This is a genomic window from Sphingomonas sp. UNC305MFCol5.2 (assembly GCF_000712135.1).
GTDB lineage: Bacteria > Pseudomonadota > Alphaproteobacteria > Sphingomonadales > Sphingomonadaceae > Sphingomonas.
This window is the reverse complement of record NZ_JOOE01000001.1, coordinates 675,194-695,125: the sequence shown is the minus strand read 5'-3', so window position 1 is coordinate 695,125 and position 19,932 is coordinate 675,194. Positions and strand designations below refer to the sequence as shown.

Below are 19,932 nucleotides of genomic sequence, written 5' to 3'. Positions count from 1 at the left end.
ATCATAGGCTGCAGCATATTCTGCAAACCCCTCCCCCGCAACTTTGCAACATTGCATTTGCGTGTTCGCGCATGCCCTGTGCAGAAGGCGCCACCTCTCGGGAGCCTGCAATGTCGTCGACGATCGAGGAATTAGAGCGCCGCCGCGCCGCCGCTCGCCTGGGCGGCGGGCAGAAGCGCATCGACGCGCAGCATGCCAAGGGCAAGCTCACCGCGCGCGAGCGAGTCGAGGTTTTGCTCGACCAGGGATCGTTCGAGGAGCTCGACATGTATGTCGAGCACAACGCCGTCGATTTCGGCATGGCGGACCAGATCGTCCCCGGCGACGGCGTCGTCACCGGCAGCGGCACGATCAACGGCCGCCTCGTCTTCGTGTTCAGCCAGGACTTCACGGTGTTCGGCGGCTCGCTCTCCGAGCGCCACGCGCAGAAGATCTGCAAGATCATGGACATGGCGATGAAGGTCGGCGCGCCGGTGATCGGCCTCAACGACAGCGGCGGCGCGCGCATCCAGGAAGGCGTCGCCAGCCTCGCCGGCTATGCCGAAGTGTTCCAGCGCAACGTGCTGGCCAGCGGCGTGGTGCCGCAGTTGAGCCTGATCATGGGCCCCTGCGCAGGCGGGGCCGTCTATTCTCCCGCGATGACCGACTTCATCTTCATGGTGAAGGATTCGTCGTACATGTTCGTCACCGGCCCAGATGTAGTGAAGACCGTTACCAACGAGATCGTCACGCAGGAGGAACTGGGTGGAGCGGTGACGCATACCACGAAGTCGGGGGTCGCCGATGTGGCCTTCGACAACGACATCGAGGCGCTGCTCGCGGCCCGCGACTTCGTGGACTTCTTGCCCGCATCGAACCGCGAGGATGTTCCCGAGCGGCCGTGCGACGATCCGTGGGACCGGCTCGAGCCCAGCCTCGACACGCTGATCCCGCCCAGCGCCAACCAGCCCTATGACATGCACGAGTGCGTGCGGAAGGTGCTCGACGAAGGCGAGTTCTTCGAAATCCAGCCGACGCATGCCGCCAATATCCTGATCGGCTTCGGCCGGATCGAGGGGCGCACGGTGGGCGTGGTCGCCAACCAGCCGATGGTGCTGGCCGGGGTGCTCGACATCAATTCGTCGAAGAAGGCGGCGCGCTTCGTGCGCTTCTGCGATGCATTCGACATACCGATCCTGACTTTTGTCGATGTCCCCGGCTTCCTGCCGGGCGTCGGGCAGGAGCATTCGGGGATCATCAAGCACGGTGCGAAGCTGCTCTTCGCTTATGCCGAGGCGACGGTGCCCAAGATCACCGTGATCACCCGCAAAGCCTATGGCGGGGCGTACGACGTGATGGCGTCGAAGCATCTTCGCGGCGACTTGAACTATGCCTGGCCTACCGCAGAGATCGCGGTGATGGGCGCGAAAGGCGCGGTCGAGATCATCTTCCGCGGCAAGACGCCAGAGGAAATCGCCGAGCGCACGGCGGAGTATGAGGCGCGCTTCGCCAATCCGTTCGTGGCGGCGTCGAAGGGCTTTATCGACGAAGTGATCCTGCCGCATTCCACGCGCCGCCGGATCGCGCTGGGGCTTCGCAAGCTGCGCAACAAGCAGCTTGAGAACCCGTGGAAGAAGCACGACAACATCCCGCTGTGAACGGCGCCGCGGCGGTGGCCGACTGCATGCAAGGATAGAGATGATCAGCTTCCTTTTCGCGCTGGCCTTCGGTGCCCAGACTGCCCCCGCGCCCGCTCCGGCAGCCGCTCCCGCCGCACCTGCGCCGGGCGTCTGGACTTTCCGCGAGAGCGCCGATCCGGCCCAGCCGAAAAGCTCGACCGCGGCCGTGCGCGCCGCCGACGGTTCGCGGCTGCTGTTTCGCTGCGACACCGTCAACGTACCGATCGTCTCGGTGCAGTTCATGCCCAAGCCCGCTGTCGCGGCCGGCGATGCGCGGATCGTCACGCTGACCCTCGACGAGGGAATGGCGGACATGACGTCGTGGCTGTTCCCCGGCAAAGGCGCCTATAACGGCGAGACCGCCGAAGTCTTCCTGATCGCCGAGGAGATCGCCAAGGCGAAGAAGGTGCGCCTCAGTTTTGCGGAGGGCGAGACGATGATCGAGCGGGAGTTTGCGGGCCCCGGCGGCGACGCGATGTTCCGCAAGGTCTACGCGACCTGCGGCATGCCCTATTCGATGCCGTCGGTCACTCCGGCGCCGAAGACACAATGAAGCTCGGCCGCCTCAACCATGTCGGCATCGCGACGCCTTCGATCGAGGCGTCGATCGCCTTTTATCGCGATATGATGGGTGCGGAGGTGATCCGCGCGCCCTTCGATTTGCCCGCTCAGGGCGTGAAAGTGTGCTTTGTCGATACGCCCAACACCCAGATCGAGCTGATCGAGCCGCTGGGGGAGGGGTCGCCGATCCACGGCTTTCTCGCGAAGAACCCGGCGGGCGGGCAGCATCATCTGTGCTACGAAGTGCCTGACATCCACGAAGCCAAAGCATGGTTCGAGGCGAAGGGCGCCAAGGTGCTCGGCGAGCCGCGCATCGGGGCGCACGGCACACCGATCTTCTTCGTGCACCCGAAGGACATGGGCGGCGTGCTCACCGAGATCATGGAGACGCCGAGGGACGGACATTGAGCGACGACACGATCCTCTACGCGCTCGACGGCGATGTCGCGGTGCTCCGGCTCAATCGTCCCGATGAGCTCAATGCCGTCACGCTCGACATGCTCGATCTGCTCGCCGCGTCGCTGCGCCGGGCAGTCGATGACGGCGCCCGCGCGATGTTGCTCACCGGCGAGGGGCGGGCCTTTTGCGCGGGAGCCTCGCTCAAGGAAGGCGCGGGCGGCGATCCGGGGGACAGGCTGCGCAACCATTACAACCCGGTCCAGCAGACCATGGCCGATCTGCCGATCCCGATCGTGACGGCGATGAACGGCCCCGCGGCGGGGGCGGGAGCGTCGCTGGCGCTGGGCGGCGACATCGTGATCGGTGCGCGCTCGTCCTATCTGTTGCTCGCTTTCGCCAATATCGGGCTGGTTCCTGATGCCGGCGCGACCTGGCTGATCGCCAAGGCTGCCGGAAGAGCGAAGGTGCTCGAAATGGCTCTGCTCGGCGAGCGCCTTTCGGCGCACGATGCGCAAGCGGCGGGATTGCTCACGCATGTGGTGGACGATGGTGTCGTGTTCGACACGGCGATGACCTATGCTCGCCGCCTCGCCGCGATGCCGACGGTCGCGCTCGGGCTGATCCGCAAGCAGGTCAAGGCGGCGCTGAGCGGTACACTCGAGGAGACGCTCGCGCTGGAGGCCGAGCACCAGTCGGTCGCGGCCAGGTCGCAGGATTTTCAGGAGGGCGTCGCGGCGTTCCTCCAGAAGCGCAAGCCGGAGTTCAAGGGCAAGTGAGCGACAAGCCGTCTCTGGATGTCTGGGCGAAGCTCGCCGCCAAGGAAGTGAAGGACGCCGATCTCACCTGGCACACGCCCGAGGGGATCGCAGTCAAGCCGCTATACACCGCCGCCGACGCGCCTGATCCCGGGCTGCCGGGCTTCGCGCCGTTCACGCGCGGGGTAAAGGCGACGATGTATGCCGGACGTCCCTGGACGATCCGCCAATATGCCGGCTTCTCGACCGCCGAGGAATCGAACGCCTTTTACCGCCGCAACCTCGCGGCGGGGCAGAAGGGCCTGTCGATCGCCTTCGATCTCGCCACGCACCGCGGCTATGACAGCGATCACCCGCGCGTCACCGGCGACGTCGGCAAAGCGGGGGTGGCGATCGACACGCTCGCCGACATGCAGATCCTGTTCGACGGCATCCCGCTCGATCAGATGTCGGTCAGCATGACGATGAACGGCGCGGTACTGCCGTGCCTCGCTTTCTACATCGTCGCGGCGGAAGAGCAGGGTGTGCGGCAGGACCAGCTCACCGGGACCATCCAGAACGACATCCTCAAGGAGTTCATGGTCCGCAACACCTACATCTATCCGCCCGAGCCCTCGATGCGGATCGTCGCGGACATCATCGCCTATACCGCCGAGCACATGCCGCGGTTCAACTCGATCTCGATCTCGGGCTATCACATGCACGAGGCGGGGGCGACGGCGGTGCAGGAGCTGGCGTTCACGCTCGCCGACGGCATGGCCTATGTCCGTGCCGCGATCGCCCGCGGGCTGAGCATCGACGAATTTGCCGGAAGGCTCTCCTTCTTCTTCGGCATCGGCATGAACTTTTTCATGGAAGTCGCCAAATTGCGCGCGGCGCGGCTGTTGTGGAGCCGGATCATCGCGGGCTTCGGCGGCAGCGCGCGTTCGCAGATGCTGCGCACGCACTGCCAGACTTCCGGGGTCAGCCTGCAGGAGCAGGACCCGTACAACAACGTCGTCCGCACCACGATCGAGGCGATGGCGGCGACCTTCGGCGGCACCCAGTCGCTCCACACCAACAGCCTCGACGAGGCAGTGGCGCTGCCGACCGACTTCTCCGCCCGCATCGCGCGCAACACCCAGCTGATCCTCCAGGAAGAGACGGGGATGACGCATGTCGTCGATCCGCTGGGCGGCAGTTATTATGTCGAGGCACTGACCAACGAGCTCTCCACCAAGGCGTGGGAGCTGATCGAGCAGGTCGAGGCACTTGGCGGCATGACCCATGCGGTCGAGAGCGGCATGCCCAAGGAGCATATCGAACGCGCCGCCGCCGCCCGCCAGGCCCGGGTCGACCGCGGCGAAGACGTCATCGTCGGCGTGAACAAGTATCGGCTCGCCGAGGAGTCCCCGATCGACATCCTCGACATCGACAACGCCCGCGTCCGCGCCGATCAGATCCGCCGTATCGAGAAGACCCGCGCCGATCGCGATGCGGGCAAGGCGGAGGAGGCGCTGGGCAACCTCCGCCGCGGCGCGACGGGGAACGAGAACTTGCTCGCGCTCTGCGTCGAGGCCGCGCGGGCGCGGTGCACGCTGGGCGAGATGTCGGCGGCGATGGAAGTCGCGTTCGGGCGGCATGCCGTGGGCGTCACGCCGATCAAGGGCGTCTATGGCCCCGCGCATGCCGAGGACAAAGGTTGGCTGCGCGCCGAGGAAGGGGTCGCCGCCTTCGAGCGCCGCCAGGGCCGCAAGCCGCGTGTGCTCGTCGCCAAGATGGGGCAAGACGGGCACGACCGCGGCGCCAATGTCGTCGCCAGCGCCTTTGCCGATCTCGGTTTCGACGTGGTTTCGGGGCCGCTGTTCCAGACCCCGGCCGAGACCTGCGCGCTGGCGCTCGAGAAGCAGGTCGACGTAGTCGGCGCGTCGAGCCTCGCCGCGGGACACAAGACGCTGATCCCCGAGCTGGTGGATGCGCTCAAGCAAGCGGGCCGTGCCGATATCAAGGTCGTCGCGGGGGGCGTGATCCCGCCGCAGGATTATGAATTCCTCCGCGCGCACGGCGTGCAGGCGATCTTCGGTCCCGGCACCAACCTTGTCAGCGCCGCCACGGAAGTGCTCAAGCTGCTCGGACACAATTTGCCCCCGATCGAAGAGGCTGCCGAATGACGGACGAAGACGAGCAGATGGCGCTCGACACGGGCGGCGGCGAGGCGCTGCTCTACGACTATTTCAAGCATCTCACCCAGCTGTCCCTGTTCTCGTTGGGCGGGGTGCTGGCGCTCGCCGGTTCGTCGCGTGACGGGCGGGCCCTGCTGATTGCGGCGCTGGTGGTGATCGGTTCGTCGGCGCTGATTTCATTCAGCGGCGCCGGCGAGATCGTTCGCACCCGCTTCCACGGCAAGCCGATCGCCAAATATCTCGATTTCTACCGCATCTCCGCGCCGCTTCTGCTCTCGCTGGGACTCGGTATCTTCCTCTATCTGTTCATCAAGACGTTGGGACCCGCATGACCCGTACCGACTGGACCCGCGACGAGATCGCTGCGCTGTTCGACCTGCCATTCGGCGAACTCGTCTTCCGCGCGCAGACCGTGCACCGCGAGCATCACGCGCCGGATCAGGTGCAGATGTCGACTTTGCTGTCGATCAAGACCGGCGGCTGCCCCGAGGATTGCGGCTATTGCAACCAGTCGGTGCATGCCGAGACCGGGCTCAAGGCGACGAAGCTGATGGACGTCCGCGCGGTGCTGCAGGCGGCGGCGCAGGCCAAGGACAACGGGTCGAGCCGCTTCTGCATGGGCGCCGCGTGGCGCAACCCCAAGGACCGCGACATGCCCGCCATCGTCGAGATGGTGCGCGGCGTCCGCCAGATGGGCATGGAAACCTGCATGACGCTCGGCATGCTGACCGAGAAGCAGGCGGCGATGCTCGCCGATGCGGGGCTCGATTACTACAACCACAATATCGACACTTCGCCCGAGCGCTATGGCGACGTGATCACGACGCGGAGCTTCGAGGAGAGGCTCGATACGCTGGAGCATGTCCGCGAGGCGGGGATCAACGTGTGCTGCGGCGGGATCGTCGGGATGGGCGAGACGCGCGGCGATCGCGTGGGCTTCATCCACGCGCTCGCCACGCTGCCGCGGCATCCGGAGAGCGTGCCGGTCAATGCGCTGGTGCCGGTGAAGGGCACCGTGCTGGGCGATATGCTCGCCGATACGCCGCTCGCCAAGATCGACGATATCGAGTTCGTGCGGACCGTCGCGGTGGCGCGGATCACGATGCCCGAGAGCATGGTTCGGCTGTCGGCGGGGCGCGAGAGCATGAGCGACTCGACACAGGCTTTGTGCTTCATGGCGGGCGCCAATTCGATCTTCACCGGCGATCGGCTGCTCACCACGGGCAATCGCGGCGATGACGCCGATGCTGCGCTGTTCGCCAAGCTCGGGCTTACACGGGCGGGGGGCGAGGCGAAGATTGCGTTCGAGGCAGCGGAGTGAGGCACGCGTTCGGCCAACCATTGCTATTGGTGGTGGCCGCAGTGGCTATCGCGACGCCGTTGAGCAGCGCGCGAGCATGCTCGATCATATGGAATGAGCGAGACGCCATTCGCCGCAGCGACGCGGTGGTCTGGGGAAATTATGTGCCGGGCGCAGAGCCGGGCTTAGGAACAATCGAAGTAACCCGGCGGGAGAAGGGGCCTAGAGAAAAAATCCTGCCGGTCTCTTGGGATGTAAGCTGGGTGAATGACGGGGCCAACTGCCCCGTCTGGCAGCCAAATGCGCAATACACGCACGGCAGATTCTTCCTCGTGAAGGCAGCCAATGGGACTTTCACGGTCGATGCTCAAACACCCGCCAAGAGGGCAAGCCGCTGATGTTCAAGAAGATCCTGGTCGCCAATCGCGGTGAGATTGCGTGCCGTGTGATGCGCACCGCCAAGAAGATGGGGATCGCCACCGTCGCTGTCTATTCGGACGCGGATGCGCGCGCCCCGCATGTGCTCATGGCCGACGAGGCGGTGCGGCTCGGGCCGGCGCCGGCGGCGGAGTCCTATCTCAAGGCGGAGCTGATCCTGCTGGCGGCGAAGGAGACCGGCGCCGACTGCATCCATCCGGGCTATGGCTTCCTCTCCGAACGCGAGAGCTTCGCGCGCGCCTGCGCCGAGGCGGGGATCGCGTTCGTCGGGCCGCCGCCCAATGCGATCGCGGCGATGGGCGACAAGATCGAGTCCAAGAAGCTGGCGAAGCAGGCGGGGGTGAACGTCGTCCCCGGCTATGTCGGCGAGATCGACGATACCGAGCATGCGGTGCGGATCGCCTCCGAGATCGGCTATCCGGTGATGATGAAGGCCTCGGCCGGCGGCGGCGGCAAGGGGATGCGGCTGGCCTATAGCGAGCAGGACGTCCGCGAAGGCTTCGAAGCGACCAAGCGCGAGGGGCTGGCGAGCTTCGGCGACGACCGCGTGTTCATCGAGAAGTTCATCGAGAGTCCGCGCCACATCGAGATCCAGGTGCTCGGCGACCAGCACGGCAACATCGTCTATCTCGGCGAGCGCGAATGCTCGATCCAGCGGCGGCACCAGAAAGTGGTCGAGGAGGCGCCGTCGCCCTTCGTGACGCCCGAGATGCGCAAGGCGATGGGCGAACAGGCCGTCGCGCTGGCGCGGGCGGTGGGCTATTATTCCGCGGGCACTGTCGAGCTGATCGTCAGCGGCACCGATACGACCGGCGCCGGTTTCTACTTTCTCGAGATGAACACCCGGCTCCAGGTCGAGCATCCGGTGACCGAGGAGATCACCGGGCTCGATCTGGTCGAGCAGATGATCCGTGTCGCTTTTGGCGAGAAGCTGGCTTTCGCGCAGGACGATGTGACGCTCACCGGCTGGGCGATCGAGAACCGCGTCTATGCCGAGGATCCCTATCGCGGCTTCCTGCCTTCGACCGGCCGGCTGGTGCGCTATCGCCCGCCGGTCGAGATGCGCGACGAGGACGGGGTGACCCGGGTCGATGACGGGGTGACCGAGGGCAGCGAGATCTCGATGTTCTATGATCCGATGATCGCCAAACTGGTCACCTGGGCACCCACGCGTGCGGCGGCGGCGGACCGGCAGGTGGCAGCGCTCGATCGCTTCCGGATCGACGGGATCGGCCACAATATCGATTTCCTCTCGGCAATCATGCAGCATCCGCGCTTCCGCGAGGGTGCGCTGACCACCGGCTTCATCGCCGAGGAATATCCCGAGGGTTTCGAAGGCGCGCCGGCCTCGCCCGGGCTGCGGCGCAAGCTGGCGGCAGTGGGGGTGGCGATCGACATCGAGCGCGCCAGCCGCGCGTCGCAGATCAGCGGGCAGCTCAACGGGCGTATCAGCGGCCAAGGCGATCGCGTGGTGACGATCGACGGCGAACGTTTCGCGCTGTCGCTGGAGAGCCTTGGCGGTGTCCAGCTCGTCCGCGGCGCGGGCGATCCGATGGAATTGATCGGACATTGGCGCCCGGGCGAGCCGTTGTTCGCGGTGCGCATCGACGACGAGCCACTCACCGTCGGCGTCGAGCGCAAAAGCGGGGCCTGGCGGCTGACCGCGCATGGCGCGTCGCACCGCGTCGAGGTGCTGCCGCCGCATGTCGCGCAATACCGGCATCACATGATCGAGAAGATTCCGCCCGATCTTTCGAAATTCCTGCTCGCGCCGATGCCGGGACTGCTCACCCGGCTCCACGTGGCGCCCGGCGACAAGGTGGAAGCCGGGCAGCCGCTCGCGGTGGTCGAGGCGATGAAGATGGAGAACATCCTCCGCGCCGAGCGGGCAGGGGTGGTGAAAGCCGCCAATTTCGGGCCCGGCGAGAGCCTCGCGGTCGACGCGGCGATCCTCGAGTTCGAATAGGTTTCGCGCGCTCTGTGCTCCGGCGAAGGCCGGAGCGCGAGTAGCTAGATCAACCCGCGGCCATCGATGCGGAGGACGGGAACGAAATCGTCGGGACCGCCGCGCGGTAAAGTCACCATCAGACCCGCTTCGCTTCGTTCGAACTTCACGCGTCCGCCACCGACCAGCTCCACCCGCTCGATCGCGGCATCCGGCAGCGCCGCCTTGCCCAGCGCGACGATCGTCACCGGCTGTTCGGGCCAGGCGAGCAACGCCGCATAGAGCGCGCCCTTCCGCGTGGTGAAGCGCACGTCCCCGGCAGTGAATTCGACCTTGCCTTCGTTGAACATGCCGCCGCCGACCTTGGTCGGGCCCTCGCCATAGATCCGCCACGGGCGCGAGCCGAAGATCGCTGCGTCGCCGTTGCGCTGCATCCAGCGCGTGATCCCGGCGACGATCTTCTCCTCCTCGCTATCGATCGTCCCGTCGCCGCGGACGGGGATCGACAGCAACAAATTGCCGTTCTTGGAGACGACGTCGCACAGCCGCTGAATGACCTTAAGCGCGGGCACGTACGATTTCTGCTCGTAGCGCGCGCGGTTGTAATGCCAGTCGCCGATGCAGGTGCAGGTCTGCCACGGCTCCTCGCGCAGCCGATCGCTGAAGCCGCGCTCGACATCGTCGACCAGCGCGGTGCGCTGATCGGCCGTGAGCTGCTTGGCGGTGGCGACGACCTCGACGCGGCCGTCGCGGGCGATGCTCTGCCGGTAATAATGCGCGAGCGCCTCGAGCCCGACATTGCCGAAAGGCAGGCCGAAATCGTCGAAATAGACCATGTCGGGCCGGTATTTCTCGACCAGGTCCTGCTGGCGGAGCAGCCATTTGGCGACATGGTGCGGGTTCTGGGGCGGGGCGGACTCCATCCACTGGCCGCTATTGGCGTCGTGCCAGTCGCGCATCGCCTTCGCGCTCTTGATCCCGTCGGGCGGGACCATCGCGGGACCGGTATAGAGCTCCTGCGGATCGAGCCCCTCCCACCATTTGCCTGCGCCATCCGCCTTGGTCAGCTTGAAGGCGTCGTAACGCTCGCCTGCCCGTGGACCTTCGGCGTCATAGCCATAAGCGGTCTGCCACCAGTGCCACGCATGCGCACTGTGATTGGAGACGGCGAAGCGCAGCCCGTTGGCGCGCGCGACCTTCTCCCAGGTGCCGATGATGTCGCGCTTCGGTCCGACGCGCAGCGTGTTCCACGCGTGATATTTGCTGTCCCAGGTGTCGAGATTGTCATGGTGGTTGGCGAGCGCCATGAAATAACGCGCGCCCGCAGCCTTGTAGAGCTTGACCAGATGCTCGGGGTCCCAATTCTCGGCCTTCCACGCATTCTCGATCTCGAGGAAGCCGCGGTCGGCGGGGTGACCGTAATGCTTGAGGTGGTGCTCGTAGACCGGGTTCCCCTGAAGATACATCTGGCGGCCGTACCAGTCGCCGAACTCGGGGACGCATTGCGCGCTCCAATGCGCCCAGATCCCGAACTTGGCGTCGCGGAACCAGTCGGGTACGCGGAAGGCGGCGACGAGACCGGCCCAGTCGGACGAGACCTCGGCGCCGGCGGGAGGGGCCAGGCTGGCAGCGCCCGCGCCCGCGAAGCTTCCGAGCGCCTGTCTCCGCGTAAGCCGCATATCCCTCACCTTTTTATGTATAAAAATCGTTTTCTAACGATATCGAAGGCGCGGTGCAGAGACAAGGTCTCGCGCACGTTCCGCGCCCGAGTGGTCCGCACCTAGGGGTTTCTGCCATGTTTCCACGGTTGGGGGTTTAATATAAAGGGCCCGTTAAGTAGCCGGAATCGCGTGCGTTCCTCGCAAGCATTCCTGCAATATCCGGAGCGCGTCTATGGGGGGCAGGCGGGGCATAGAGCCCGTGCGTTACTCGACTGCGGGGATAGCCCCCGCCGAACGTCATGAAACATGGTCGGATCGCGGGTGGCCCAGCGTCGCCGCATTGTTCGATTCCACGCCGATCGGGCCGTTCTCGACCTCGGCGGAGAACGTCTATCTCGACGGGATCGCGGTCTCCTATTCGACGGGCACCGCGCGCCTTCTCGAGCGGACGCCCGATCGCATCGCAGCGGATCGCATCGACATTCTCGGCGTGGGCGTGTTGCTGGAAGGCGAGATGCATGGCGTGGCCCGACTGCGCGAGTTCGAGGCGCGATCCGGCGAGATATTGCTGTTCGACATCGCCCAGCCGATCACGATGACCATGTCGATCGCCCGGTCGATCCAGCTGGCGATCCCACGCGCGATTGCCGAAGCGGAGCTGGGACCGGTGTCGGATCTGCACGGGCTCGTCATCGGACGCGAAGAGGCGGCCTTGTTCTACGCGCATCTGGTCAAGCTGAGCGAGGCGCTCCAGGCGATTGCCAGCGAGGATGCGCCGCGGCTTGCCCGGACACTGCTCGACCTGCTCGTGGTGGCGGTGCATGCCGCGGCGCATGCCGATCGTGATGCGCGGCCGCCCAGGGTCGGCATGGCGGCGCGGGCGCAAAGCGAGATCCGCGCCAATCTCGAATCCTCGTCGCTCAACGTCGCCAGCCTTTGCCGACGACTGAAGGTCTCGCGAAGCACGCTGCACCGGCTGTTCGAGGGCGAGGGCGGAGTGCAGACCTATATCCGCAACTGCCGGCTCGACGCCGCCAGGATCGCGCTGCTCGATTCCACCAATGACGAACGGATCGGGGCGATCGCCGAACGGCTCGGCTTCAGCGACGCCGCGCATTTCAGCCGGCTGTTCCGTGCGCGTTTCGGCGAGACCCCCAGCCAGTGCCGGGGCGGGCGCTAGGAGGGCTAGAAGAGCCGGGTCAGCGCGTAGAAGCCAGCGCCGACAAGCGCCGAGGCGGGTATCGTGATCACCCAGGCCATGACCACGCTCTGCGCTACGCCCCAGCGCACCGCCGATGCGCGGCGCGCCGTGCCGGCGCCGATGATCGAGCCGGTGATGGTGTGCGTCGTCGACACCGGGATCCCGAGCGCCGATGCCGAGAACAGGACGATCGAGCCCGCCAGCGACGCGCTGAATCCCTGGTGCTGCGACAGCTTGGTGATGCGCGAGCCCATCGTCTCGATGATCTTCCAGCCGCCGGTCATCGTGCCGAGCGCGATCGCGATATAGCAGCTGATCGCCACCCAATGGGGGACGTGGAACTCGCCGGTCAGATTGCCCGTGGAGTAAAGCAGCACGGTGATGATGCCCATCGTCTTCTGCGCGTCGTTGAGGCCATGGCTCAGCGAATAGGCGGCGGAGGAGAGGAGATGCAGCCCGCGGAAGCTGCGTTCGGCCGTGCGCGCGGTGGCGCGATGCAGCAGCCACGAGCTGACGAGCATGACGAGCATCGCCAGCAGCATGCCGAGCGTCGGCGACAATACGATCGCGAGAAGAGTCTTGTTGAGCCCGCCCCAATGGATGCCGGTCAGCCCGCCATGCGCCACGCCCGCCCCGATCAGGCCGCCGATCAACGCATGGCTGCTCGACGAGGGAATGCCCTTCATCCAGGTCAGCACGTTCCAGAACATCGCGCCGCCGAGCGCGCCGAAGATGACGGCGGGGGTGACGATGTCCTTGTCGACCAGCCCCTTGCCGATCGTCTCGGCGACTGCGTGCAGCGCGGGAAAGGCGATCGTCAGGAAATAGGCGGCGAAGTTGAATACCGCCGCGAACAGCACCGCCCGAACGGGTGACAACAGCCGCGTCGCGACTACGGTCGCGATCGAATTCGCGGCATCGTGCAGTCCGTTGAGGAAGTCGAACGCCAGCGCGACGGCGATCAGGCCGACGAGCAAGGGGAAAGCGAGTTCGTGCATGCCGCGGCGATCAGGCGTGATCGATGACGATGCCGTCGATCTCGTTCGCGACATCCTCGAACGCGTCGACGATCCGCTCGAGATGCTTGTAGATCTCGCGATCGACGACGAACTTCAGCGTATCGCTGGCGCCATATTCCTTGAAGGTTCGCTTCAGCCCTGCGGCGTGGATCTCGTCGGCATGGCCTTCCATCCTGACGAGGCGTTCGGTGAGCTCGTGCAGGCGGGCGCTGTTCTGCGCCACGTTGCGAAGCAGCGGCATCGCCTCCGCAGTGAGGCGCGCGGCATCGACGATGATGCCGGCCATGTCCTTCATCTCGGGCTGGAAGTTCTCGACTTCGTAGAGCGCGATCGCATTCACGGTGGCCTGCATCTCGTCGATCGAATCGTCGAGCGCGCCGATCAGGCTGGTGATCGCGCCGCGATCGAACGGCGTCAGGAAGGTTTTCCGCACGGTCTGGAGCACTTCGCGCGTGATATTGTCGGCGTCGTGCTCGCGCTCGATCACTTCGCGAATATGCTCCCTGCCGGCCGGCCCGCCTTCGAGCAGCCGCGCCAATGCGTCGGCCGCGGCCATCACGGTGACCGCATGCGCTTCGAACAGCTCGAAGAAGTTGCCGGTGCGGGGCAACAGGCGCTGGAACCAGGCAAACATCGGACCTAACCTCGATTTTTCGGCTACGGCGCCTAGCACGCCGATGCGCTGGGTTGCAGCTTTGAACTCGGACGCCCCGAACGAACGGATGAGATCGCGCAGATCGGGCTCTTCGACGGCGTCCGCCGCTTCCGAAAGCGTGAACCACCGCCGCTCGCGCTCCTGCTGTTCCTTCCAGCTGGGAAGCTCGCGCGTGACTGCGAGCGGGAAGACGTCGACGTCCATCATCAGCGATGCGCCGCTGCCGCGCCGCTTGCGATAGCGATACGAACCGAGCGGCGTCGGGCATACCGGGCCGACCACGCCGGCCTCTTCCTCGGCCTCCTGCGCGGCGGCGACATGCGGTGCCGCGCCCGACATTGCGTTGCCCTTGGGTATCACCCATCGGCCTGTGCCGCGCGAAGTGACCAAGAGGATGCGGACCGCGGCATCGGTTGCCGGGTCTTCGTTGCGATAGGGCAGGGCGGCGATCTGGCGAATGACGGAGTTCCGGGGCTGGCGGCACATCCGGCCGGTTCGCCGCAATGGCTCCAATCGTCTCGCAATTCAAGCGGGACCACGATATGCCCGACACGCTTCAGCCCCTGTTAAGACGCAGCGTTCCACAACCCGGCCATGAGCAAGCTCCTCACGATCCTGTTCCTCGGTGCTGCGACGATTGCCGCACCCGCCATCGCCGGCCAACGTCAGACCCCGGAGATGAAGCTCCAGAAGGTGCTGGACGGGCGCGTCGCGGGCAAGCCTGTCGACTGCATCAGCCTTTCTTCGGTGGGCAGCAGCCAGATCATCGAGGGCAAGGCGATCGTGTACCACGCCGGCGGGCGCCTCTACGTCAATGAACCGCGCTCAGGTGCGGACCAGCTCGACGACGATGTCATATTGGTAACGCGCACCTCCGGCTCGCAGCTGTGCAGCATCGACACAGTGAATCTCATCGATTCGGCCAGTCGCTTTCCGCGCGGCTTCGTGCAGCTCGGCAAGTTCGTGCCTTATACCCGGGTCAAGCGGGCCAACTGACTCGCCGGGATATCGGGCCACTCGACTCAAGTGGCGCGCGAGAATGCCGGCGCGCCGTCCAGATGCAGGTAAGCCTCGTCGCTTCTCAGCGGCGAGGCTCCCTGAAGGTTCCATCCGGTCGGTTGTCCGATCGGCCTAAGCCTTCAATCCCACTCATCTTGCGATCAAGTGGGTAATATCAACGTATCAATCCGCACAAGGTTCCATGACGGATTGTCAATGGCGGTCTCGTATCGGCTCCCGATTGGTCGAATCCGGCCTCGCTCCGTCCCATCGGGGGGAACCTGAGGGCACGCGGAACGTAACACTATTGCCGGGCTGACGCCCGTCGGGCGTCGTCTGTGCGAGCGTCGGCATCGGCGCCGCAACCGGCAGGCAGGCCGATCATGGAAAATCCAGCAAAGCCGCAACGAAGCCTCGCATTCCTTCTGCAGCGCGCGATCGAGGAGCGTCACGCGGCGGCGAATGCGCGTTGCCACGAAGCCCGGCTCGCCCACCGTGAACTCGCGCGCCGATACGTCGAGGAGGCGAGAGAGCTCGGCTCCAGCGAAACCGCTCAGCCGAGCCCGCTCGACCCGGCGATTCGTCCGGAGGTCAGCGATCCGCCGGCGACCAGGCACAGGAGTATTTGAAGATGCGTATACGCGACTGCATGATCCGCGAAGTGCGGATCGCCGATCCCGACGAGACGCTTCGCGAAGCGGCGTTGGCGATGGCCGACATCGACGCGGGCTTCCTGCCCGTGAGCGAGCATGACCGCATGATCGGAGTCGTCACCGATCGCGACATCGCCATCCGCGGCGTCGCCAAAGGCCTGTCCCCCGAGACTCGCATCCGCGAAGTGATGAGCGGCGAGATTCGCTATTGCTTCGACGACGACGACGCGGCGGATGTGCTCGACAATATGGCCGAGCTCCAGGTGCGCCGCCTGCCGGTTGTCGATCGAGGCAAGCGCCTGGTCGGCGTGGTGTCGATCACCGATCTCGCCGGATATGGCGAGCGGGCCCATGCCGGCGAGGCATTGAGCGAAATCGCACGGCCGAGCCCGGTCCATTCGCAGACGGTGTGACGCATCGCAAACCGAGAGGATTCCGCCATGACCATCGCACCCAAGCTCCGGCATTTCCTCGACAGCCAGCACGCGGTTTACGAGCTGACCGAGCATTCGCCGACGCTGTCCTCGACCGAGACTGCCAGGGCCGCGCACATTCCGCCGAGCTGCATGGCCAAGGCAGTCCTGCTCGACATGCCCGATCAGGAGCCTCTGCTGGCCGTCTTGCCCGCCGACCGCCGGATCGACATCGCGGATCTCCGCACCGAGCTCGACGGCAAAGCGCGACTTGCCGACGAGAAGCAGGTGGTCGAGATCTTCGACGATTGCATGCCGGGTGCGGTGCCGCCGCTGGGGTCCGGTTATGGCGTCGACATGATCGTCGACGACGATCTCGCCCGCGAGCCCGACATTTTCTTCGAAGCCGGCGACCATCGCTCGCTCGTGCACATGGAGCAGGCCGAGTTCCGCCGGCTCACCCGCAGCGCGCGCCATGGAAGCTTCGGCATGCTGGACGAATGAGCGGTCGATATTGCCGGCTACACCGGTGATCAGCACGATCGGTTTCGGCGTCTCGCGCAACGATCATTCTCGCGGCTCGGCCGATCGAACATGGAGCCAGCCGACTTCAACCTGCGCAATGCCCGCGGTGTTCTGCCTTCGCTTGGCCGAGCCGCGTTCAATCTGCCCCGTCAAAAAAAATTTCAGTGCATTGTCGATTCGCGACGACCCGGTTCGTCGTTTCGATGCCAGCAGGTAAGGCTGGCGCAAAAGGAGACGAACAATGCGTGTGATGGTGTTGGTCAAGGCGACCGAAGAGAGCGAAGAGGGCTTCGTTTCGACACCCGAAACGACGGCGATGATGGAGGCGATGGGCAAATTCAATGACGAACTGCGCAACGCCGGCATCCTGCTCGCCGCCGACGGCCTAAAGCCCTCCTCGGAAGGCAAGCGCATTGCTTTCGACGGCCCCGGTCGCACGGTCATCGACGGACCTTTCGCCGAGACGCGCGAGCTCGTCGCCGGCTTTTGGCTCTGGGAAGTCAAGGACATGGACGAGGCGGTCGCCTGGGTGAAGCGCTGCCCCAATCCGATGTCGGGACCGAGCGAGATCGAGATCCGGCCGCTGTACGAGATGGCTGACTGGCAATGAGGATCCGGGGGCCGGCGGTTGCGGAAATCGTGACCGTACCGGCAGCCCGGCGGCAATCGAGATTGTCGACCGCAGCCTGCTTGCCTGGCCTGTCGCTTCGGCCGACAAGGCGGCATGGCAGGAGGCGAAACGCAACAGACGATCGAAGCGGTTTTCCGCATCGAACGGGCCAGGCTCATCGCGGGCCTGGCCCGGATGGTGCGCGATATGGATCGTGCGGAAGAGCTGGCGCAGGATGCCCTGGTCATCGCTCTCTCCGAATGGCCCGGGACCGGCGTTCCCGCCAATCCCGGCGCGTGGCTGATGACCGCCGCCAAACGGCGGGCCATCGACGCGATCCGTCGCGACAAGATGCGCGCGCGCAAGCACGAGGAGATCGCGCGAGAGCTGGACGGCGAGGCCGACGATGCGGGCGTGATCGCGGCCATGGACGACGATCCCGGCGATGAGCTGCTGGGCCTCATCTTCACGGCGTGTCACCCGATACTTTCGGCCGATGCCCGCGCGGCGCTCACGCTGCGTGTCATCGGCGGCCTGACGACCGACGAGATCGCGCGCGCCTTCCTGTCGAACGAGACCGCGATCGCGCAGCGTATCGTCCGCGCGAAGAAGACGATCGGAAAGGCCGGGCTCGCCTTCGAAGTGCCGCGCGGCGCCGAACGTGCGGCGCGGCTCTCGTCGGTCCTCGAGGTCGTCTATCTCATCTTCAACGAAGGCTATGCCGCGACGGCCGGCGAGGACCTTGTTCGGCCGGGTCTGTGCCGCGAGGCGCAACGGCTGGGCCGCATGCTGGCGGTGCTGATGCCCGAGGACCCGGAAGTATCGGGTCTGCTGGCCCTGATGGAAATCCAGGCATCGCGCCTGCCGGCACGCACCGGGCCGGACGGTGCGCTCGTGCCGCTCACCGAGCAGAATCGCGCGCGCTGGGACCCGTTGCTGATCCGCCGGGGGCTCGACGCATTGGCCCGTGCGGAAACCCTCGGGGGCGCGGACGGTCCCTATGCGCTGCAGGCCGCGCTGGCTGCATGTCATGCGCGCGCGCGAACCGCCGCCGATACCGATTGGCCGCGCATCGCAGCGCTCTATGATCGGCTGCGCATGGTGATGCCCTCGCCGGTGGTGGATCTCAACCGGGCGGTTGCCCACAGCATGGCCTTCGGGCCCGAAGCGGGCCTGCGGCTGGTGGACGAGATTGCCGATGCCGCCGCCCTGCGCAATTATGCGCCCTTGCCCGCGGCCAAGGGCGACTTCTTGTTTCGGGCGGGGCGGCTGGCCGAGGCGCGATCCGAATTCGAGGCCGCGGCCAGGCTGACCCGCAATACGCGCGAAGCGGACTTCCTCCTTGCCCGCGCGGATGCCTGTGATGGCGCCGTGGCTCGCGTCGAATAATGACGCGCCGCTTCGGACTCGCGGCGGCGTTGCTCTGCGCGGTCGTATTGCTCTTCTTCTGGCCGGGTGTCGCGCATTATGACAGCGTGGCGCAATATCAGCAGGTCGTCTCCGGCGCATATTATGACTGGCATCCGCCGGCGATGGCGCGGCTCTGGTCGCTGTTCCATGCGCTCGGCTGGGCAGGGCAGGGGCCGATGTTTCTGCTCCAGACCGTGCTTTACTGGACCGGCCTCGGCCTGCTTGCGGCGGCGCTCGCCCGCAGTGGCGCGCGAGTCGCCGCGATGGCGGTGCTCGCGCTCGGCCTGTGGCCGCCCGTCCTGGGCTGGCAGGCAGTGGTCGTAAAGGACGGGCAGATGGCCGCCGCTTTGCTCGCCGCGACCGGCCTGGTCGCATGGCGACGGCTGCAGACGAAGCCGCTCGGGCAGGCCGGAACCGCGGCGGTGCTCGTGCTGCTCGTGTATGCGGTGCTCGTCCGGTCGAATGCCATCTTCGCGGTGGCGCCGCTCGCCGTTGGACTGTTGGCACCGTGGCGCTGGCGCGACTGGCGGTCGCGCGTCTTGCTGATCGGCGCGGCGACGCTGGCCACGCTCGCATTGTTATCCCCCATCAACCATGGCGTGCTCGGTGCCGAGGGGAGCGGCGTCGAGGCGACCCAGCCGATCTTCGACCTGGCCGGCATCGCGCACCGCGCCGGGCCGGATGCGGTGCCGTTGCTGCCGCCGGAGACGTGGCGGCAACTCGAAGCGCAGCGCTGCTTCTCTTCGATCCTGTGGGACATATTTTCGATCGGCAAGCGCTGCGATTTCATTCAGGACGGCCTCACCGGCCGGCCTCGCCGTGAGATCTTCTCAGCCTGGACGCGCGCGATAAGTGAGCATCCCGGCGCGTATCTGTCGCACCGGCTCGCGCACTGGAACGCGACGATGCGCTGGTTCGTCCCCTGGCACTTCCCGCAAGCGGTGCCGCAAGCCGAATCGCTGCCGAACACATTCGGGCTGGGTTCGCCTGGGCATCGGGTCGCGGGCTATGACCGGTTCGCCGGCTGGCTGGTGAACAGTCCCGCGGGCGCACCGATTCTCGCTTTGGCCGTGGCGCTGGCGGTGCTGGCGCTGGCGCGGCCCGCGCAAAGCGCCGCGCATGGTCTCGCGGTCCCGCTCGCGCTGTCGGCGGCGGCGATGGAACTGAGCTTTCTGGTCGTCAGTATCGCGATCGACTGGCGCTACCATCTCTGGTCGATGCTCGCGGCCTGGCTGTCCGCCATCCTGCTCGTCACCGAGCCGTTGCCCCGGCGCCGCGCACGGATCGCGCTGGCGGGGCTGGCGTTGATCGCGCTCACCACTCTCGGCGCGCGGCTGATGCTGCCGCCGGTCGGCGACGACTATGAAGCATTGATTCGCTGAGACAGCACCGCGATGCCTAGAAAGGGCCCACCGAGCAGCCGCAACAATGCGAGCAGTTCCGGAGCGGCGTCCATCGGTACGGCACCCCGGCCGAACTGCTGTGGAAAGAACGTCCGACACCTTTCCACTCCTGCCGCCACAGGAGAAGACGGCGAGCTTGACAGGCGGCCTCGCCGCCATCTCCGG

At 66.0% G+C, this 19,932-nt stretch carries 20 protein-coding genes; 16 read left to right on the top strand and 4 right to left on the bottom strand.

The window, feature by feature from the left end; genetic code table 11:
* Nucleotides 1–110 precede the first annotated feature (110 nt).
* From BR78_RS0103355 to BR78_RS0103320, 8 genes are all read left to right on the top strand, one after another.
* A complete protein-coding gene (locus BR78_RS0103355; protein ID WP_029934934.1) occupies nt 111–1,637 on the top strand; it encodes an acyl-CoA carboxylase subunit beta in 1,527 nt (508 codons plus the stop codon).
* Between the two features lie 40 nt (nt 1,638–1,677).
* Nucleotides 1,678–2,211 (top strand): hypothetical protein, encoded by a 534-nt coding sequence (locus tag BR78_RS0103350; protein WP_029934932.1) that lies wholly within the window; start codon nt 1,678–1,680, stop codon nt 2,209–2,211.
* Complete coding sequence (mce, locus tag BR78_RS0103345) at nt 2,208–2,627, top strand: methylmalonyl-CoA epimerase (protein ID WP_029934931.1); 420 nt, start codon at nt 2,208–2,210, stop codon at nt 2,625–2,627. Before BR78_RS0103350 ends, mce begins: the two co-directional genes overlap by 4 nt.
* The gene (locus BR78_RS0103340) at nt 2,624–3,394 is read left to right on the top strand and encodes an enoyl-CoA hydratase-related protein (RefSeq protein ID WP_029934929.1); all 771 of its coding nucleotides are present in this window, start codon (nt 2,624–2,626) and stop codon (nt 3,392–3,394) included. The genes mce and BR78_RS0103340 overlap by 4 nt, the downstream gene beginning before the upstream one ends.
* The gene (gene scpA / locus BR78_RS0103335) at nt 3,391–5,523 is read left to right on the top strand and encodes a methylmalonyl-CoA mutase (RefSeq protein WP_029934927.1); all 2,133 of its coding nucleotides are present in this window, start codon (nt 3,391–3,393) and stop codon (nt 5,521–5,523) included. Before BR78_RS0103340 ends, scpA begins: the two co-directional genes overlap by 4 nt.
* Complete coding sequence (locus tag BR78_RS0103330; RefSeq protein ID WP_029934925.1) at nt 5,520–5,867, top strand: hypothetical protein; 348 nt, start codon at nt 5,520–5,522, stop codon at nt 5,865–5,867. The genes scpA and BR78_RS0103330 overlap by 4 nt, the downstream gene beginning before the upstream one ends.
* Nucleotides 5,864–6,856, top strand: coding sequence for a biotin synthase BioB (gene bioB / locus BR78_RS0103325; RefSeq protein WP_029724082.1), 993 nt, complete (start codon nt 5,864–5,866; stop codon nt 6,854–6,856). Before BR78_RS0103330 ends, bioB begins: the two co-directional genes overlap by 4 nt.
* Nucleotides 6,857–7,232: 376 nt before the next feature.
* Nucleotides 7,233–9,239: an acetyl-CoA carboxylase biotin carboxylase subunit gene (locus BR78_RS0103320; RefSeq protein ID WP_029934923.1), complete on the top strand. Its 2,007-nt coding sequence runs from the start codon at nt 7,233–7,235 to the stop codon at nt 9,237–9,239.
* Between the two features lie 44 nt (nt 9,240–9,283).
* On the opposite strand, the gene BR78_RS0103315 is transcribed toward BR78_RS0103320, so the two are convergent.
* Nucleotides 9,284–10,897, bottom strand: a complete 1,614-nt coding sequence (locus BR78_RS0103315; protein ID WP_029934922.1) for an alpha-L-fucosidase — start codon at nt 10,895–10,897, stop codon at nt 9,284–9,286.
* A gap of 214 nt (nt 10,898–11,111) precedes the next feature.
* On the opposite strand from BR78_RS0103315, the gene BR78_RS0103310 reads away from it, so the two are divergent.
* Nucleotides 11,112–12,059, top strand: a complete 948-nt coding sequence (locus tag BR78_RS0103310; protein ID WP_081855591.1) for a helix-turn-helix domain-containing protein — start codon at nt 11,112–11,114, stop codon at nt 12,057–12,059.
* A gap of 5 nt (nt 12,060–12,064) precedes the next feature.
* On the opposite strand, the gene BR78_RS0103305 is transcribed toward BR78_RS0103310, so the two are convergent.
* Both BR78_RS0103305 and BR78_RS0103300 read right to left on the bottom strand, forming a co-directional pair.
* Entirely contained in the window at nt 12,065–13,078 is a 1,014-nt protein-coding gene (locus tag BR78_RS0103305) for an inorganic phosphate transporter (protein WP_029724078.1), read from the bottom strand.
* A 10-nt stretch (nt 13,079–13,088) separates the two neighbouring features.
* Complete coding sequence (locus tag BR78_RS0103300; protein ID WP_197021266.1) at nt 13,089–14,240, bottom strand: DUF47 family protein; 1,152 nt, start codon at nt 14,238–14,240, stop codon at nt 13,089–13,091.
* Between the two features lie 108 nt (nt 14,241–14,348).
* Here BR78_RS0103300 and BR78_RS0103295 point away from each other — a divergent pair, with 108 nt between their 5' ends.
* From BR78_RS0103295 to BR78_RS0103280, 4 genes are all read left to right on the top strand, one after another.
* Complete coding sequence (locus tag BR78_RS0103295; protein ID WP_029724076.1) at nt 14,349–14,750, top strand: hypothetical protein; 402 nt, start codon at nt 14,349–14,351, stop codon at nt 14,748–14,750.
* Nucleotides 14,751–15,136: 386 nt separating this feature from the next.
* On the top strand, nt 15,137–15,382 hold the full coding sequence (locus BR78_RS0103290) for a hypothetical protein (protein WP_029934918.1): 246 nt from the start codon (nt 15,137–15,139) through the stop codon (nt 15,380–15,382).
* A 2-nt stretch (nt 15,383–15,384) separates the two neighbouring features.
* Nucleotides 15,385–15,819, top strand: a complete 435-nt coding sequence (locus BR78_RS0103285; protein WP_025560319.1) for a CBS domain-containing protein — start codon at nt 15,385–15,387, stop codon at nt 15,817–15,819.
* 27 nt (nt 15,820–15,846) lie between these two features.
* Nucleotides 15,847–16,323, top strand: coding sequence for an aminoacyl-tRNA deacylase (locus BR78_RS0103280; protein ID WP_025560320.1), 477 nt, complete (start codon nt 15,847–15,849; stop codon nt 16,321–16,323).
* Nucleotides 16,324–16,386: 63 nt separating this feature from the next.
* On the opposite strand, the gene BR78_RS22100 is transcribed toward BR78_RS0103280, so the two are convergent.
* Complete coding sequence (locus tag BR78_RS22100; protein ID WP_231478123.1) at nt 16,387–16,608, bottom strand: hypothetical protein; 222 nt, start codon at nt 16,606–16,608, stop codon at nt 16,387–16,389.
* Here BR78_RS22100 and BR78_RS0103275 point away from each other — a divergent pair.
* From BR78_RS0103275 to BR78_RS0103265, 3 genes are all read left to right on the top strand, one after another.
* Nucleotides 16,586–16,954 carry a YciI family protein gene (locus tag BR78_RS0103275; protein WP_025560322.1) on the top strand — a complete coding sequence of 123 codons (369 nt, stop codon included), beginning with the start codon at nt 16,586–16,588 and terminating at the stop codon, nt 16,952–16,954. The genes BR78_RS22100 and BR78_RS0103275 overlap by 23 nt on opposite strands.
* A 114-nt stretch (nt 16,955–17,068) precedes the next feature.
* Nucleotides 17,069–18,343, top strand: coding sequence for an RNA polymerase sigma factor (locus BR78_RS0103270; RefSeq protein WP_025560324.1), 1,275 nt, complete (start codon nt 17,069–17,071; stop codon nt 18,341–18,343).
* The gene (locus tag BR78_RS0103265; RefSeq protein WP_025560325.1) at nt 18,343–19,746 is read left to right on the top strand and encodes a hypothetical protein; all 1,404 of its coding nucleotides are present in this window, start codon (nt 18,343–18,345) and stop codon (nt 19,744–19,746) included. The genes BR78_RS0103270 and BR78_RS0103265 overlap by 1 nt, the downstream gene beginning before the upstream one ends.
* Nucleotides 19,747–19,932 lie beyond the last annotated feature (186 nt).

What these genes read in the sequence shown, in the direction of transcription:
- BR78_RS0103300 (WP_197021266.1), bottom strand. Translation starts at nt 14,240, where the DNA reads ATGTGCCGCCAGCCCCGGAACTCCGTCATTCGCCAGATCGCCGCCCTG.
- BR78_RS0103350 (WP_029934932.1), top strand. Translation starts at nt 1,678, where the DNA reads ATGATCAGCTTCCTTTTCGCGCTGGCCTTCGGTGCCCAGACTGCCCCC.
- BR78_RS0103290 (WP_029934918.1), top strand. Translation starts at nt 15,137, where the DNA reads ATGGAAAATCCAGCAAAGCCGCAACGAAGCCTCGCATTCCTTCTGCAG.
- BR78_RS0103320 (WP_029934923.1), top strand. Translation starts at nt 7,233, where the DNA reads ATGTTCAAGAAGATCCTGGTCGCCAATCGCGGTGAGATTGCGTGCCGT.
- BR78_RS0103295 (WP_029724076.1), top strand. Translation starts at nt 14,349, where the DNA reads ATGAGCAAGCTCCTCACGATCCTGTTCCTCGGTGCTGCGACGATTGCC.
- BR78_RS0103305 (WP_029724078.1), bottom strand. Translation starts at nt 13,078, where the DNA reads ATGCACGAACTCGCTTTCCCCTTGCTCGTCGGCCTGATCGCCGTCGCG.
- BR78_RS0103315 (WP_029934922.1), bottom strand. Translation starts at nt 10,897, where the DNA reads ATGCGGCTTACGCGGAGACAGGCGCTCGGAAGCTTCGCGGGCGCGGGC.
- bioB (WP_029724082.1), top strand. Translation starts at nt 5,864, where the DNA reads ATGACCCGTACCGACTGGACCCGCGACGAGATCGCTGCGCTGTTCGAC.
- BR78_RS0103280 (WP_025560320.1), top strand. Translation starts at nt 15,847, where the DNA reads ATGACCATCGCACCCAAGCTCCGGCATTTCCTCGACAGCCAGCACGCG.
- BR78_RS0103270 (WP_025560324.1), top strand. Translation starts at nt 17,069, where the DNA reads ATGGCAGGAGGCGAAACGCAACAGACGATCGAAGCGGTTTTCCGCATC.
- BR78_RS0103310 (WP_081855591.1), top strand. Translation starts at nt 11,112, where the DNA reads ATGGGGGGCAGGCGGGGCATAGAGCCCGTGCGTTACTCGACTGCGGGG.
- mce (WP_029934931.1), top strand. Translation starts at nt 2,208, where the DNA reads ATGAAGCTCGGCCGCCTCAACCATGTCGGCATCGCGACGCCTTCGATC.
- BR78_RS0103355 (WP_029934934.1), top strand. Translation starts at nt 111, where the DNA reads ATGTCGTCGACGATCGAGGAATTAGAGCGCCGCCGCGCCGCCGCTCGC.
- BR78_RS0103265 (WP_025560325.1), top strand. Translation starts at nt 18,343, where the DNA reads ATGACGCGCCGCTTCGGACTCGCGGCGGCGTTGCTCTGCGCGGTCGTA.
- BR78_RS0103285 (WP_025560319.1), top strand. Translation starts at nt 15,385, where the DNA reads ATGCGTATACGCGACTGCATGATCCGCGAAGTGCGGATCGCCGATCCC.
- BR78_RS0103275 (WP_025560322.1), top strand. Translation starts at nt 16,586, where the DNA reads ATGCGTGTGATGGTGTTGGTCAAGGCGACCGAAGAGAGCGAAGAGGGC.
- BR78_RS0103330 (WP_029934925.1), top strand. Translation starts at nt 5,520, where the DNA reads ATGACGGACGAAGACGAGCAGATGGCGCTCGACACGGGCGGCGGCGAG.